The organism is Agrobacterium sp. ST15.13.013 (genome assembly GCF_027956525.1).
GTDB classification, from domain to species: Bacteria; Pseudomonadota; Alphaproteobacteria; order Rhizobiales; family Rhizobiaceae; genus Agrobacterium; species Agrobacterium salinitolerans.
Genome location: NZ_JAQKGP010000038.1, coordinates 1 through 15848 on the forward strand (window position 1 = coordinate 1; position 15848 = coordinate 15848).

At 57.2% G+C, this 15848-nt stretch carries 15 protein-coding genes and 1 pseudogene; 5 read left to right on the forward strand and 11 right to left on the reverse strand.

Features of this window, described 5'->3' with window-relative positions:
• The first annotated feature begins 161 nt into the window (after positions 1-161).
• Together PL597_RS24300 and PL597_RS24305 are read left to right on the forward strand one after the other, a co-directional pair.
• Positions 162-554 (forward strand): annotated as a pseudogene (locus PL597_RS24300) (DUF983 domain-containing protein).
• Positions 555-626: 72 nt separating this feature from the next.
• Positions 627-3350, forward strand: coding sequence for a winged helix-turn-helix domain-containing protein (locus PL597_RS24305; protein WP_020808362.1), 2724 nt, complete (start codon positions 627-629; stop codon positions 3348-3350).
• A gap of 293 nt (positions 3351-3643) precedes the next feature.
• On the opposite strand, the gene PL597_RS24310 is transcribed toward PL597_RS24305, so the two are convergent.
• The 5 genes from PL597_RS24310 to PL597_RS24330 all read right to left on the reverse strand — a co-directional run bounded on the left by PL597_RS24310 (position 3644) and on the right by PL597_RS24330 (position 6942).
• Positions 3644-3811 carry a hypothetical protein gene (locus PL597_RS24310; RefSeq protein ID WP_271366435.1) on the reverse strand — a complete coding sequence of 56 codons (168 nt, stop codon included), beginning with the start codon at positions 3809-3811 and terminating at the stop codon, positions 3644-3646.
• 69 nt (positions 3812-3880) lie between these two features.
• Positions 3881-4279: an MBL fold metallo-hydrolase gene (locus PL597_RS24315; protein ID WP_191218596.1), complete on the reverse strand. Its 399-nt coding sequence runs from the start codon at positions 4277-4279 to the stop codon at positions 3881-3883.
• Entirely contained in the window at positions 4245-4610 is a 366-nt protein-coding gene (locus PL597_RS24320; RefSeq protein WP_271366436.1) for a hypothetical protein, read from the reverse strand. The genes PL597_RS24315 and PL597_RS24320 overlap by 35 nt, the downstream gene beginning before the upstream one ends.
• 46 nt (positions 4611-4656) lie before the next feature.
• Entirely contained in the window at positions 4657-5532 is an 876-nt protein-coding gene (locus tag PL597_RS24325) for an alpha/beta fold hydrolase (RefSeq protein ID WP_271366437.1), read from the reverse strand.
• A gap of 18 nt (positions 5533-5550) precedes the next feature.
• The gene (locus PL597_RS24330) at positions 5551-6942 is read right to left on the reverse strand and encodes a dihydrolipoyl dehydrogenase family protein (RefSeq protein WP_020808359.1); all 1392 of its coding nucleotides are present in this window, start codon (positions 6940-6942) and stop codon (positions 5551-5553) included.
• Positions 6943-7120: 178 nt separating this feature from the next.
• Here PL597_RS24330 and PL597_RS24335 point away from each other — a divergent pair, with 178 nt between their 5' ends.
• A complete protein-coding gene (locus tag PL597_RS24335; RefSeq protein ID WP_111797274.1) occupies positions 7121-7957 on the forward strand; it encodes an alpha/beta fold hydrolase in 837 nt (278 codons plus the stop codon).
• A gap of 77 nt (positions 7958-8034) precedes the next feature.
• On the opposite strand, the gene PL597_RS24340 is transcribed toward PL597_RS24335, so the two are convergent.
• From PL597_RS24340 to PL597_RS24365, 6 genes are all read right to left on the reverse strand, one after another.
• On the reverse strand, positions 8035-9063 hold the full coding sequence (locus PL597_RS24340; RefSeq protein WP_271366439.1) for a molybdopterin-binding protein: 1029 nt from the start codon (positions 9061-9063) through the stop codon (positions 8035-8037).
• Complete coding sequence (locus PL597_RS24345) at positions 9036-9758, reverse strand: XdhC family protein (protein WP_191218598.1); 723 nt, start codon at positions 9756-9758, stop codon at positions 9036-9038. The genes PL597_RS24340 and PL597_RS24345 overlap by 28 nt, the downstream gene beginning before the upstream one ends.
• Positions 9758-10066, reverse strand: coding sequence for an XdhC family protein (locus PL597_RS24350; RefSeq protein WP_020808355.1), 309 nt, complete (start codon positions 10064-10066; stop codon positions 9758-9760). Before PL597_RS24350 ends, PL597_RS24345 begins: the two co-directional genes overlap by 1 nt.
• A 41-nt stretch (positions 10067-10107) precedes the next feature.
• Complete coding sequence (locus PL597_RS24355) at positions 10108-10557, reverse strand: (2Fe-2S)-binding protein (protein ID WP_020808354.1); 450 nt, start codon at positions 10555-10557, stop codon at positions 10108-10110.
• Positions 10558-10580: 23 nt separating this feature from the next.
• Positions 10581-10958 (reverse strand): c-type cytochrome, encoded by a 378-nt coding sequence (locus tag PL597_RS24360; RefSeq protein ID WP_020808353.1) that lies wholly within the window; start codon positions 10956-10958, stop codon positions 10581-10583.
• Positions 10959-11165: 207 nt separating this feature from the next.
• Positions 11166-11720, reverse strand: coding sequence for a helix-turn-helix domain-containing protein (locus PL597_RS24365; protein WP_210256907.1), 555 nt, complete (start codon positions 11718-11720; stop codon positions 11166-11168).
• Positions 11721-11929: 209 nt separating this feature from the next.
• Here PL597_RS24365 and PL597_RS24370 point away from each other — a divergent pair, with 209 nt between their 5' ends.
• On the forward strand, positions 11930-12706 hold the full coding sequence (locus PL597_RS24370; RefSeq protein WP_111797271.1) for an SDR family NAD(P)-dependent oxidoreductase: 777 nt from the start codon (positions 11930-11932) through the stop codon (positions 12704-12706).
• A 236-nt stretch (positions 12707-12942) separates the two neighbouring features.
• On the forward strand, positions 12943-15723 hold the full coding sequence (locus PL597_RS24375; RefSeq protein WP_060727485.1) for an ATP-binding protein: 2781 nt from the start codon (positions 12943-12945) through the stop codon (positions 15721-15723).
• Positions 15724-15848: the final 125 nt, after the last annotated feature.

Sequence of the window (15848 nt, forward strand, 5' to 3'; positions counted from 1 at the left end):
GTCGTCTCGTCATGGTATCTCCTGTTCCCGGCATCTAAGCCGAAGTCAGGCAGAAATTCCACTTATCCTGGCTGTGCAGATTTCCCGAGCCACCTCTGAATGACTGTCCCTTAGACTCTGGCAATGTGACCTTTAGAGACATCTTGCGACGGGAAATCGTGATGACAAACTACTATCCACTTTTGCCGCCAGTGAGCACGGGTCGACGCCAACGATGCCCGCGATGTTGGCAAGGCGCCACCTCTTCAAGGCTTCCTGACGGGGAGTTCGTGCGAAGTGTGTGGCCTTGATTACTCGTTTGCAGAACCGGCGGGCGCCCCGGCCTTCTTTGTCATTTGTCTTGCGTGTGTCCCAAGTCCACTTCTCGCGGTGTGGCCTCAGGTTTCGTGCGAAGTTTCGGTATGGACCCAAGTGTCCGTTACGGGCCATTCATTCTATTGATATGCATGCCGCCATTGAGGCCGTTGAAGAGATGGCTGATCTGCAGCCCGTATTTCTATAAGGCTCAAGAAGGAAAGCTTGCCGGGCTCGATGAGCTGGAGGCATGGGACTAATCCAGGTCTCGGTGTTTTTGAGATAAGACTGCATTGGAATTTCTGGAAGGGCACTTAACAATTGGGGATCCAATGACCGTTCTGCATTTCGAAGGTTTCGAACTGGACGTTCAAAATCGTAAGCTGACGGCGGGCGGGCAACCACTTAGACTTGGTGGCCGAGCATTCGATCTTCTTGCCGTGCTTGCCCAACGTGCGGGTCAGGTGGTCAGCAAGGATGAGCTCCTGAGTGCGGTTTGGCCGACCAACGGGGTCGAAGAAGGTACGCTGCGTGTCTCGCTGGTTTCGCTGCGCAAATCTTTGGGAGAGCGCGCTCGTGGCTTCATAGATAACGTGCCCGGCAAGGGGTACGTTTTCGTGCCACCGGTTCGGATCGACGGCGCTGCGTCCGTCACGACGAAGTCCAGCATGTCCTCAGCAGACCTTCCGCGCCTCGCGAACAAGGTCATCGGCCGTGATGAGTTCGTCGAAACAACAACTGACCTTTTACAGCAGTCGCGCATTATTACCATCACGGGTACAGGAGGCATCGGGAAGACGTCCGCTGCCATCGCCATCGCAGAACGCTTCTTAGGCCGAAGAAGAGTGTTGTTCATCGACCTCGCCTCCTTGTCCGAAAACGCCAGCCTGATGCCGTCGCTTGCCAGTCAACTCGGCCTGAGCGTCTACGGTTCGGAATTGCTCCAGGCTGTGGCGACAGAACTGCGTAAAATTCCGACACTTCTTGTTTTCGATAACTGTGAGCACGTCATTGATGCTGCAGCCGAAGCAGCAGAATCGATCCTTCTCGAAGTTCCGACGTCCACGATTCTCGCGACGAGCAGAGAGCCGCTCAGGATACAGCTCGAGCGCGTCCGTCGCTTGCCCCCCCTAGCCGTCCCGCCAGAGGGCACAATCGCGGAGGACGCGCTAGGCTATGCGGCTTTGGACTTGTTTTACAGAATGGCTGGTCTCTTTAAAGACGAGCGGGACCTGAAACAACCCGAGATAATCGAATTGTCTGCCGACATTGTACGAAAATTGGAGGGTATCCCGCTTGCCATTGAACTTGCGGCTTCGAGAACCCTCGACCTAGACATCAGGGAGTTGCATCGCTCCGTGGCAAGACCGCTTGCAGTTCTTCGTCGCGGAAGGCGAAATGCCCCGGCAAGACAACAAACCTTGCAGTCGGCGCTCGACTGGAGCTTCCAAACGTTATCTCCGGTGGAAAAGGAGCTCCTGCTCCGTTTATCAACTTTTGCCGGACTTTTCAGCGCCGAGGACGCCCGCGCCGTCGCGGGCGACCATCTTTCCGATGACGAATTCTACGAAGCATTTGACGACCTCTTTCTCAAATCCCTCCTAAACGTCACTTCTGAGGGCGGAAGCTACAGGCTTCTCGTAACTACACGCCACTACGCCTCCGCGAAACTCGCATCATCGCCCCTCAAACGGGAGGCCCAACATGCACATGCCCGCCATTGTTCCGCGAGGTTGAAAAAGGCAGAGGCGGATTGGACTAAACTCGAAACAGACGAGTGGTTGCGGCTGCATGGTGCCCTCATCCACGATTTGCGCATCGCCCTCGCCTGGGCATTTTCCGCCGATGGCGACGATGCCCTCGGAATAGAGCTCACCGCCACCTCGAACATTATCTGGACGCAACTGGGATTTATGATCGAACAGTTGGTCGTGATCGAGACCGCGCTTGCCCGAGCGTCTGCCACGGAGGTACGTGATCCACGTCACGAGATGTATCTGCGGCTATCGCACGCAGGCACCATCTATCACATCAAAAGCTCCGAGCGAGATCCACAAGCCCTTGCCGAATACCACAGAGCAATCCAGATCGCTAAAGACCTCGACGATCATATGGGCATACTTCGCGCGAGCGGCGGCATAACCGCGATCCACACAATGAATGGGGACTACATTGATGCGATCAACGTTGCGCGACAGTTCGATGACCTTTGCGGTGAAAGACTGCCAAACGCCGTTAGCCGCATGCTCGCTCACAACCTTCATTACATAGGTGATTTCGAAGGTGCTATGCGACATGCCAACATAGCCCTCGACATGGCGAAAGTCGGCGTTCGGGGAACTTTGAATAATGGAGCAAGTTACGACCAAAGGATCAGCGCTCTTTCAACTGTTGTGAAGACCCTATGGGTCCAGGGTGAACTACGAGCGGCAATGCGGCAACTCGACACCGTTTTGGCCGAAGCAATTAACCTGGACCACGCGATCTCGACCTGCCTCTATCTTGCGGTCTCGGCCTGCCCCACCGCTTTTGGTATGAGGGAGGTCGGACCTGGTCGGAGCCTGCTCGGGCTCCTCATCGAAAAATCCGGCGATAATTCCCTACTCCGTTGGCAGGAATGGGCTTTCACGTTCGAGCAGGTTTCCATGGCCCTCGCATCTGATGACAAGGAGCGCTTCAACAAGGCGCTAGCAAACGCCGGGGGGGCGCGGTTTGAGAACTGCCTGATCGTAGGCGGCCACCTCGCAGACCGTACGGCCCTAGACCGGGCGCTATCGAAAAATGCCGGATGGTGTCGAGCAGAACTCTACCGCCTCAAGGGCCTGCTGCTCCTCGACGAAGACGTCGATGCCGCCCGGAAGCTTCTCATGGAAGGATATCTGATTTCCTCTCAACAAGGCGCAAGGTTCTGGGAGCTTCGCTGCGCAGCCAGTATAGTGAAGTGTACCCCAATGGGGGGTCTCAGCGCCGCAAAAAGCCGCCTTGCGCGAACGCTGGCAGGATTCGATGGAGAGCTTGCCACTGTGGACGTAGTGGAGGCAAGAGCGCTCCTCTAAGCTTTGCCACCCGGACCTGCCATATTTCTGCACGGCACCTTTATCAGGGGAAACAGCGATCGACGCACGTCGCGCCTAGTTGAACATCATGGAACAAATGCGGAAATCGGCTCGCCGATCAGCCGCAAAGTCCCGTCGAAGCGAACTACGGAACGCCGCTTCCCGTCTGCTCGATCAAGCGGTTGCCGGCATCGTTCGCGAAGTCGGGTCCAATGCGACTGATATCAGCAGAAAGACTTGGTCCGTGTTCCAACCGCAGCTCTGCGTGACAGCCCCGGTCAGTTTAGCCGCAATTACGAGCTTTCGTAGACAAGTTTCGTGAAAAAGTCCGGCGTGACCTCAAACCTTCCCCATACGGCGTCAAACGCCGAGGTCGGCCGTTGAGCCTGCACCTCACCCAAACTCATGCCCTTGCTTTTACTCGCCGAGATCGGCGCCCTGATGGCGACGAGCATTTCCATGTAAACCTTGGGTTCATAGCGGTTGCCGACGGGCTTGGCATGTCCTGATACGACGAGCGTGTCGGCATCTCAGATATCGACGTTCCACCGTGCAGCCTCGATCATGCCGTCAATGCTGCCTCCGGTAGACCTGTCGATGAACGGATAGATCCCGTTCCGGAAAGTGTCGCCGGTGTGAAGCACATTCGAATTCTGGAAAAATACCGAGAGATCACCATCCGTGTGCGCATTTCCGTAAAACCTGAGACTTACCCGGTCCCCGTTGATATCCAACTCATGCGTGTCTGCCACGACGACCGAAGGCAGAGCCGGGATCGAGGAAGGAGGAAAGTCGAAATTCCAGTCCTCGACACGCTGTGCCGTACTCAAATGCTTGAGCGTCATTTCATGAGCGATGATCTTCGCACCCTCTCGGCCTAGCCAATCGTTGCCGTCAGCGTGGTCGAAGTGCCAATGTGTATTTACCACGGCAGCAACCTCGGGGGCTTCCCAAGTTAGTCAAGCTTTCCTTGATCTTGGCTTCCGATACGGCGATACCCGCATCAACGAGGAACATTCCGTCGTCGCCGAAGCTGGCAAGCATATTGCCGCCTGAGCCCTCCAGAACCGTAAGCCCGCCGCGGACGGTGTGACGCGAAACAGGAGACGAGGCCGCATAATCCCTCATCGCATTCACAATCCCGCGCGCTTTCGCGTAGGCCTGTGCGGGTGTCAGCATCGGACCGCCGCTGGCGCCGGAAGTCTCGGGGGCCACGCAGTAAAAGCAGAAGCCGCGATGGGAAAAGCGAGAAGCGTGCATTATTCCTGGTCTCAAAATTCCGGAAATCGAGTGCGTGAGGCGTTGACTACGGATGTTCGCCGGACCGATGGTTCCGGACAAACGACGCAATCACGTCGGCGCAGAAGTGCGGTTCCTGGTGGTGCGGTCCGTGCCCGGCCTGCGGCAGCGTCACCAGGTGAAGCGACTTCCAGTCGCGCACCAGTTCCAACCAGTTGTCGACCGGGCAAGCGATGTCGTGGTCTCCGGAAATCACCAATAGCGGCACCACGCCGGCCGCCAGCTTTCTCATGTGAGCGCCTTCAGGATCCGGGTAGATGGTCGACCTGTCCCTCGCCTCGCTGAGGAGTTTCATGAAGGTCGCCTCCGGGATCGCAGGGGAGCGGCCTGCCTTGCGTTCGGCGATGCGATCATGAGAACGCTTTGCGGCCGCCTTGCTGCTTTCGGATGCCGGTTCGAAGAACAGGATAAACTCGTCATCCAGGGTATTCACGGGATTCATGGCGGTCTTGATGAAAATCGGCTCGCCGCTGACTTTCGGATGTCCCGGAGGAGCCGTTCCGATTAGGACCGCCTGCGAAACCTTGTCCGGATAGGTTGTCGCGAAAACCTGCGCAACAACCCCACCCAATGACCATCCCCCCATGACAACTTTGTCAAAGCCGAGGAAATCGATCAGGTCCCTTGCGTCCTTCGCAAGCGACGCGCGATCGTATGTCGGCGTCCCGGTCGATCCACCGAGTCCGGTATAGTCGAAAATCACTACCATGAAATTCTTCGCAAGCTCGTCAAGGAAGAGCGGATCCCAGGAGTCCATCGTTCCCCTGAACCGGACGGCAAGGACGAGTGGCGGCCCCTCTCCGAATTGCCGATAGGCAAGCGTGCGACCTTCAAGGTCTGCGTGTTTCGTTGTGGTTGTCGAAGCCTTGGCTGGGGTCATCATTAAATCTCCGAATTGTTCTTAGTTGCGCGTGATCGGAGCGCCGAGGTTTGCAAAGAGCATGTTGAGGCCTTCGGTAATCGTAGGATGGGCGAAAATCCCGTCGCGCAATGCGGTGAAGGGCAGTCCGCCTTGCATGGCCATCTGGACGACGCTCATCACTTCACCTGCGTTCACTCCGAGCATGCTGAAACCAAGGATGATGTCGCTGTCGCGTGCGACGATGGCCTTCATGAATCCTTTGCGTAGCGACAGCGTTCGCGCACGCGGAATGACATCCACGGGGAGGTTGGCAACGCGGTAGTCAGCCCCGTCCTTCGCCATATCGGTTTCGTTCTTGCCGATCCTTGCGAACTCAGGATCGATAAACACGCAGTACGGAATAGTACGATCTTTGGTGGTACGGTCTCCGCCGCTCATCGCGCTTTTGACGATCCGGTAGTCATCGAGCGAGGCATGGGTAAACATCGGCGTGCCGGCGACTTCACCCATCGCCCAGACATCGGGAGCGGTCGTACGCAGTCGATCGTCGACCTTGACGAAACCGCGCTCATCGACCTCAACGCCGGCAAGCTCCAGCCCGATGTTGGCCGTTCTTGGCTTTCGACCCGACGCAACCAGAATATGCGAACCTTCGAATGATCGGCCGTCGGCGCAATGCACCGTGACGCGATCGCCTGAGCGACCCGAAACGGTCAGGTCGTAAGCGCTGAGAGCCACGTCCACGCCTTCAGAATTGAGGATTTTGAGGATTGCTTCGCTGACATCGACATCTTCGCGCGGAGCAAGCCGCGGCCCGCGTTCAACGATAGTAACCTCGGCGCCGAGACGCCGAAATGCCTGCCCCAATTCCATTCCGATATAGCCACCGCCAATCACGATGAGGCGCGTGGGTAACTCTCCCAGTTTCAAAGCATCCACGTGCGTAATCGGGTCCGCCTCGGAAAGCCCTGGGACATCCGGAATGTCTGCAACGGTTCCGAGATTGATGAATACCTGATCGCCTGTGAGCATCCGCACGCCGTTTTCGGTTTCAACCTGGATGGTCTTGGGCGCGACAAAGCGACCCCAGCCCAGAATCAGATCGAATCCGCTTGCATTGAAGCCCGCTTTGTTCGTCGCGACCATCTCCGCGACCACCCTCGCCGTGCGGTCTCTCACCAAATCGATGCTGTGGCGAACGCTGTCGACAGTAACTCCGAACTCGGCCGTATTCTTGATCGTGTGTGCGACCTCGGCGCTGCGAATGAGGGTCTTGCTGGGGATGCAAGCGACGTTGATGCAAGAGCCGCCAATCATGCCAGCTTCTACAACGGCAACTTTCTTCCCTGCCTTGGCCTGCTCCATCGCCAGCGTCTTGCCCGCCTTACCGCCACCAAAGATAAGGAAGTCGAATTTTTCAATTACGTTCATTGCTGCCTCTCGGTTTCGATTTCGCAGCATGGAACCACGCCTGGGCATCTCGATATTGTAAGATGCGGCCGCTCGAAAACCTGCAGGGGAGCCGGATCGTCAAAGATCTGCGGGCTCTTCCAAGCCTACCCTGACTATAGATTTTGCCGCAGCGGCAACCGAACAGGAGGCTATTTCGATGACCAACGGCTTAAACATGCCTGAGAAAACCTCCTTCATATCTATCGACGGCATCAAGGTGCGAACTGTCAGCACTAAAGATGCTCAAGGCATTCCCGTATTGCTTACGGCCCCTTGGCCCGAAAGCATCTTCGCATTCAATCTCGTGTGGGCGCGTATCAGCGAACTCGGACCATTGATAGCAGTTGATCTCCCGGGCTTTGGCATGTCTGAGGGACGGTCGGACCTGATGTCGCCCCACGCCATGGGGGATTTCCTCATCCGCATCATGGACGCCCTCGAAATCGAACGGGCGCACGTGGTGGCGCCTGACGTCGGCACGCTCGCCGTGCTTTTCGCCGCCAGTCGGCATGCGGAGCGCTTTGAGAGCATTGTGGGCGGCAGTGGCGGAACAAGCGAACTGCTTTTTGGAGAGTCCCTGCGTCAGATCGTGGCGTCGTCAAAGAGTGACTTCGCTGATTTCGATGGTGGTAAACGTGTCTATGAGCTGGTGAAGAGCACCGCGCGTGCTTCTATTCCAGAAGCTATCCTGGAGGACTACAGAAACTCTTCCGACGGCCAACGATGGAACGAAGCGGCCGACTTCGTCCGAGCCTATAAGCAAGACCTTCCGATCCTCGCCGGCCTGCTGCCGTCGCTCCAAACACCTATGCTCGTCATCTCCGGCAAAGATGATCCGATCGTCCCTCCCGCCAACGGACAGTTCCTTGCAGACCGCCTTCCGCATTGCCGCGCCGAAGTCGTCGATGCCGGCCACTTCGTCTGGGAAGACGCGGCAGAGACATACGCCGATTTGATTTCAGAGTGGATTTCCGGCGCTTACAAAAGAGCTTGATGCTGTTGTGGAAACATGCGCAGGCCTTTGCGAACGTGTACTCGACGGCCTGCGCCCATAGCGCCGATAATGCGGTATCACGGAGCTTCGTGACTGACTGAGGCTTCCCTTAACTGCGGCCTCGACGAAATCTCCTTGAGCAGCCCCCCGACTCCCATCTTGGCAATCGTCCCGCTGTCAATGCGGTCGCCCGCGAGCATCCTGTCCAGCACCCAATCAAGACCGTTCAAGGACGGGCTGCGTGCGCAGCCCGGCGCTCCGATTACGGGAATGTCCGCAATCGCACCGATGACGATCAGGTTACCCGGATCTACAGGCATCCCCACTCGCTCCACCTTTCCACCTGCCTCACGGATCGCAGCAGGAATGACATCGTCTGCGTCTGCAACGGCCGACGCCCCGAAAACGATGACCAGATGATTGGATCCTGCCCTTCGATCGGCTTCCTCCCTCAGGACGTTGGCCAGTGCGATTACATCGTGTTCCGAATATAGCTCCGACACGAGCGCCGAGCCTCGCTCCATCAGCCTGGCTGCAGTTATTCGCGTGGTCTTCTCCACTGTCTTCGCGCTAAGTGCCGGTAGAGTGGTTGAGATGAGCGTAACGGTTCGGGATTCAAACGGCCATACGGATATTGGTGGCCGCGCAGAAGCCACCAACCTCGCTGTCTCGACCGTCCTATATCCGACCGCAAGCGGAATGATCTTCAGGGTGCCGACGAGCTCCCCCTCGGCTACCCGGCTGCGGTCAGCCAGACAGGCGAAGGTGACCGCTTGATTGATGTTATTGAACGAGTTGATCAAGTCTCGCTCGGCGATAAACAGGCCATCGGCTTTGGCGTAGAAATTTACCCTTCCCCCCACGGCTGACTTCGAAAAAACCCCCTCTTTGGCGAAAGGAACGCTTAGGATATCGGCGGCTGTGATCTCATCAATCTCGTGTTCTTCGAACCGATGGGCAAGTACGCTCGAAATCCCGTGCGAAAGGAAGAATGCCACATCTTCGAGGGACAAGGTGTATCCTTTGGAGAAGGCCCTGCCTCCGACCGCAAGACGATGTCCGAGCATCATCCCGGTAGCTATTTCTGTCTCAAACTTGCCGAACATATCGTCTTTCCCGCCTCATACCTGGACCGTCGATGGGCGATAATCTCAGCCAGGATGGCGACGGCGATTTCACCCGGCTCCCTTGCGCCGATATCAAGACCGATCGGGCCCCGAATGCGCTCTAGGACAGACTGTTCGAAACCAGCTGCTCGCAGGCGCTCCAACCTTGCAAGATGAGTTCTCGAGCTACCGAGAGCCCCGATATAGAAGGTTCCGGCCCTTAGAGCTTGCTTGACCGCTGGATCGTCGATTTTCGGGTCGTGGGTAAGAGCGACCATCGCGGTGTTCGCGTCGACAGATATCTCCTCGAAAGCCTCATCGGGCCACGCCGGAAGCACGGCGACGCCGGGAAAGCGATCTTCGGTTGCGAAAGCTTCCCTCGGATCGACAACGATGGTCTCCATCCCGGCCTGGCTGGCCATAGGGGCCAGCGCCTGCGCGATATGGACTGCACCGATGATCATGAGCCGGATCGCGGGAAGATGCACATTCAGGAAATATGGAACACCGTCAATCTCCGTACGATAGGAAAGGCCGCCAGCCAGGGCTTGGCGTGCTGCATCGGCGACCGCGCTGTCGATGCCATCGATAGTCGTTAAGAGTTCCTGGCTTCCAGTGGCGAGATTGATGATCTCGACCACCGGGATTCGACGGGCTTTCACCGAGTTGAGGGCGGTAACGAGACTGACGTCCATTAGCTCAGCCTCGATACGAAAACGGAGATGATGCCGCCGCACGAGAGGCCAACACGCCAAGCTGTTTCGTTCGCAACGCCGAATTCGACGAGCCTGGCTTCGCCGCTGTTGATAACATCCAGTGCTTCAGTGACCACCGCGCCCTCGACGCATCCACCTGAAACCGATCCTTCGAAATTACCTTGGTCGTCGACGACCAATCTGCTGCCCGCCGGTCGGGGCGATGAACCCCATGTGCTTACAACGGTTGCGATAGCCACCTCTTTCCCCGAACGGTGCCATATTTCGGCGGTTTCCAGTGGATCCATTTGACTATTCCTCATTCCAGAATCTTGATCATGGAAGGTCTTCAGGCGGACGCTGAGTGGATTGCTTCACGGATCCTGACGTATGTGCCGCATCTGCAGATGTTGCCCGCCATGGCCTCATCTATCTCAGCGTCGGTCGGCTTCGGATTGGCAGTAAGCAGGGACGTCGCCGACATTATCTGTCCAGACTGACAGTAGCCGCACTGAACGACTTCCTTCTCGAGCCAGGCGGCCTGGACTTTCGCCCCGATTTCCGTTTCGCCGACGCCTTCGATCGTCGTGATTTTCTGGCCATCAATCATGTCCATCGTCGTCTGACACGCTCGGACAGCCATACCGTCAACGTGGACAGTACAGGCGCCGCACTGGGCAATGCCGCATCCGTATTTGGTGCCTGTCATTCCGAGGATGTCACGAAGCACCCAAAGAAGTGGCATGTCGTCCGGGGCATCGACCTGGTGGGTTACGCCATTGATAACGAGGCTTTTCATGTTTCTGCTCCTCTAGTGCCGGATTATTGGACAGTGAGTGTTTTCAGGTAGGCGATAACATCGGCGCGATCCTGGTCCTTGGGGATCGAGATGGTCATTCGGGTGCCCTTAACGACGCCCGAAGGCGACTTGAGGAATGCGTCCAGTGCTCGCTCGTCCCATGTCACGCCCGAAGACTTCATTGCTGCCGAATAGCTATAACCTTCAGCTGTTCCGGCGGTCCGCCCGACCACACCAAGGAGCCCCGGCCCCACCCTGTTCTGTTCGCTCGCGGTGTGGCAGGCACTGCAACGTGCGAAAAGTTTCAGGCCTTTTTCCGGGTCGCCATCGGCCCGAGCAGTCGAATCTGGGAGGGCGATCGCTACCCAGCCGAGGGTCAAAAGACAGAGATGTTTCCTCACAATATCCTCCGTTGAAAATGCAGTGACCCGGCGGAGCTGGATTGGTCCACCGGGCTTTTACGAACTCGCGCCATCATGCTGCGTGCATGAACCTGGAGATTTAATGCTGCATGAGATCGCGCCGGTGAACGCCACCTCTTCCCGATCAACCTCGTCACCGCGAGGAAAAGACCGCCCGAAATCATGTTTCTACCAGGTGCCATGGCCTTACATTGCCATCGCGCGTTCAGACGACTGTGCGAGCCTTGACCATGACTGCGACGCAACCGGGACAGCCGATCCGCTGGCATGGCGGCGCCGCCAATTGAGGGGGGTCACCCCGACCAGTCGTTTGAATACCTTCGAAAGATGAGCCTGGTCGCTAAGCCCGCAGGCCTGTGCAATCTGACTGAGCGGCTCGTCAGTACAGGTGATAAGGTATTTGGCCGCTTCGATCCGCCGCGCGAGGACGTAGTCGTAGGGCGACTTGCCGAACGAAACTTTGAAGCCCTTGGAAAAACGGCTTGCGCTAAGCCGAACCTGAGCCCCGAGCTCCTGAACCCTTATGCAGCTTTCGACATTGTCGTCGATGTAGCGCATAATCTTGTTTTTCTGCCATTCGGCCAGACCTGCAACCGTCCTGCCGCGAGGAAACGTCGGCGTCCTCGTCGGAGCTAGTGCTGGTGTCGGGAAACGCGCTGTGAGGCCATGCGGGTTCAAACTCCACACCACGATCTGGTTATTTGCTGGACGCAGTTGAGCGGATGAAACTTGGTTTGGCATTGGCGTAACTCGTTGCTTCGGATGCCCTTGAATCTAGTCTGGGCATTCGGCGCTAAGCGAGTTAAGCGATGTTAAGTCTGATTAGCAGTGTTACGGACTGTATGTTTTTGGGTGCTGCCCAATCTTACAATACGGGTATTGACTCTTCGCGTATCCGGGCTCGACGGGCGAAGTTCGCAGTACGCTTCGTTGCCGTTGTTCTGAAGGAAATGTCAGTGCCAGAATTGCCCGACGACATCCTACGTCCGCTCGCAGGCCGAGTGGCGCTGCTAACAAACGCCGATAAGGGCGTAGGCCGGGCTACGGCGAGGCTGCTCGCTATAGCCGGAGCCGACTTGGCCCTAACGGTCGATGCTAGCGAATTCTCCTCGGATTTCATCACCGAACTTCAGCGGTTCGGCAACCGCGTCATCACCTTCGATTGGCCCAACGATGGATCGGGAGTCGAGTGCGCTCGACTCGCGCGGGGTGTGATCTCTGCGATGGGTCGGATAGACGTCCTGATTGCTAACGCACATCATCGCGCCCACTGGCAGATCGATGACGTGGACATGGATGAGGACGCGCTTGAAGCGCAGTATTCGGGAACCGTGATGGCTATCGCAGCTCTGGTTCGAGCCTCAGTCAGGTTCATGGGACACGGGGGACGAATAATCGCACTCAGTGCCAGCCTCGCCGACAGGGTAGGCGCTCCCGGTTTGGCAGACTACGCGGCAACCCGAGCAGCCATCACCGCTTTCTGTCGCGGCGCGGCCCACGATCTTGGGCCGCGGGGGATCAATGTCAACGTGGTCCAGATCGGGTCGATCCAGGCCGAGCTCTCCGAGGCATCGAGCGAAATGCTCGAGGCGGAGAAACAGTCTAACGTCCTCAAGCGCCTGGGAACGCCTGAAGAGGTCGCGCAAGCAATCCTTTTCCTCGCAGGTCCAAATTCCTCTTTTATCACCGGAAGCGTTCTGAACGTTGATGGTGGATACAACGCATAAAGAGAATCCGACAGTTCATTCGCTCAATGGTTCGTTGCATAAACTGACCGGTTGGTCTATCTCCGCAATAAGACCAAAGGCGAGCCTAACGTGGGACAAGACCGCTTACGAATTTTTTCTCCCGGAGCTTTGTGCGCCGTGCCTACACGGGCGACTGCGCCTTTGTTCGGCTGTCCTAGCAATCGAGCCTCATTATTTGCGCGTCAGCACAGCTCCAACTTGGCCGGATATCGTCAATGACCGTACTGAGGTTTGGACGATTTGAGCTGGATACCGCCCAACGGAAGCTGACCGAATCCGGCAACGTGCTTCAGCTTGGCGGTAAGGCATTCGACATATTAGCCGTACTTGCAACATCGGCGGGGGAAGTGGTCAGCAAGGAAACCTTGCTCGCAGCGGTATGGCCGGATACGACCGTTGAAGAGGGCGCGCTGCGCGTGCACCTGGTCACACTTCGAAAGCTTCTGGGTGATCGGACTAGCGGAAGATACATCGAAAACGTACCGGGTAGAGGTTACGTTTTCGTCATGCCCGTGGAGGGTTCCGGTGTCGGGTCCGTCAATCAGGCTCCGGCCAAACCGCAGGTTCTGCAGCAGAGCTTTCCGCGACTGACCGAACGCCTCATTGGTCGAGACGACTTCGTGGCGGAGACCGCGCAAATGCTCTCGACCAATCGTCTGATAACGATTTCGGGCGCAGGCGGTGTTGGCAAGACGTCCGTCGCGCTGGCCGCTGCCGAAATCATAAGTGCTGGTCGCAAGGTCTTGTTTGTCGATCTCGCCTCGTTAAGTGACGAAAAGCAAATCGCTCCGACTGTGGCGAGCCTGCTCGGACTAAGTGTTGTCATCGACAACGCGGAGCATGCCGTCCTCGAAGCATTGGCCGAACGAAACCTCCTTCTTTTGCTCGACAATTGCGAGCACATTATTTCCAAAGCGGCTTTCATCGTCGAGGACATTTTGGCGGCCGCGAAGCAGGTGACCGTGCTTGCCACAAGCCGCGAGCCCTTGCGCATTGCCGGGGAAAGGATACGACAGCTACCTTCCCTTCCTGTACCCCCGGAAGACAGCCCGCAATCCTCGCTAATGAAATATCCTGCAGTCGAGCTTTTCGTTGACCGGGTTATGTTGTCGTCCGAACTGGAGGACTTCAACAATCCCGAAACGCTTGCGGCGGCTGCATCTATCGTCCGGCGTCTCGACGGCATCCCTCTGGCTATCGAACTTGCCGCGTCCGGCGTCGCCAACCTCGGACTTGCCCATCTCGTCAGCTCGTTGAGCGACCCGCTCGCGGTTCTGCGACGGGGACGGCGAACAGCGCCTCCAAGGCAGCAAACGCTGAGAGCGACGCTCGATTGGAGCTTTGATGGCCTGACGGATAAGGAACGCCTTCTGTTCGAATATTGCGCGATGTTCGCCGGCGCGTTTTCGACCGAAGCCGCCCAGACGCTCTGTGCGGGCGTAATGCCGGAGGAGGATTTCTACGAGGCTTTTGATGGCCTGTTCCTGAAGTCGCTGTTTTCGGTGAGCGGTGGCGACGGGAAATATCGACTTCTCCAAACAACAAGAAGCTACGCTCTGGACAAGGTCAGGAGAGGAGATCAAGCAAGGCTGCTTCATGCGGCCCATGCGGACTATTGCGAAAAGGCGCTTGCTAACGCCGCTCGTGACTGGCCGACGCTCGCGACCGCTGACTGGATGCGGCTGTATTCAGATCTGATCCACGATATCCGAAGTGCGATCCATTGGTCATTCGAGTCAATTGAAACGGCCGAGTCGGGAATGCGCCTTGCTGCCAATTCCAAGATTGTCTGGGTTCAACTTGGATTGATGAACGAGCAAATACAGGTCCTCGACGAAGCCTTGAAACGCGTCCCCGGATCTGCGCACGAGGGAACGGAAACGGAGCTCGACCTCCGGATTTCCAAAGGAAGCGCGCTGTACCACGTTCAGGGATACTCGAAAGACGGCGATGCCCTATACGAAATTGACCGCGGAATCGAAATAGCGGAAGCAACCGGCAATCTAGGCAAGTGCATCCAGGCAAATGCAGCAAGAACGGCCATCCTGTGCTCGCATGGCAGATACCAGGACGCAATCGATGCCGCGCTTGCGCTACGGGACAAGAACCCACAGGTGTCATCGCATGTGTTTAGCGCGATGCTTGGGCACAATTACTTCTTCAACGGGGAACTCTCTCGCGCGCGCAAGGAAATCGAGGGTTCGCTGGACGATGGCAGCGGGTCGATCAGGAGGACCTCGAATGCCGGACTTGGTTTCGACCAGCGAATCTCGGGTCTGGCGGTCCTGGTGTTCGTAGAATTCCTCGAAGGCAACATGGTCACCGCCATGGATCTCCTCAAGGATTCGGTACGGGAAGCGGAGGATCTGGGTTACTCGATCGCTTCGTGCCTTCTTCTGATGCTGAGCGCGTTTCCGATGGCTTCGCTTGTGGGACGACATAGCGAGGCAAGTGAATACCTCGACAAAGCAGAAGGCCTGGCGAAACAACAAAGACTGATCCGTTGGCAACAGTGGATTTCGTCCTACCGGCATGGGCTGTTCGGCGATGACAATCACAGTGGCCTCGAAAACGAGCTCTCAGGCGCGGCGGCACTGAGGCTGGAATACTTCGTGGTCATTGCCGGCGAGCGTGCTCATAAAACCCACATCGAGCGCGCCCTCCAGGGTGATGCGGGGTGGTGCCGTCCGGAGCTGCTTCGCTTGTTGGCAATCGCGGAGTTTCCGACAAATCCAGAGCTCGCGAGGAAGATTGCCGCGGACGCGGTAGCGCTCTCGCGCAAGATGGTGGCGACGTTCTGGGAATTACGTTGCCTGATGGCCGCGTACGAGCTCTCGTCGCGCTCCGATAAACCCGGTATCATCGATGACATCGAGGCGGTAATCGGCAAATTCGAACCAGGAAGCAAGACCATCGATCTCGAAGCGGCAACGGACCTGATACGTTTGGCTCCTTGCCGCAATGGTCTGACGTTGGAGAGCGATTCCGCCTCCTAGTTCGATCCCGACTGCGTCCGGGGCGCTATCCATAACCCAACTTAACACTGATTAACTCGCGTAACAGGACATTAATCAGCACTTTCCTCCACACCAACATGGGCGTGATGACAAGGAAAGGATGC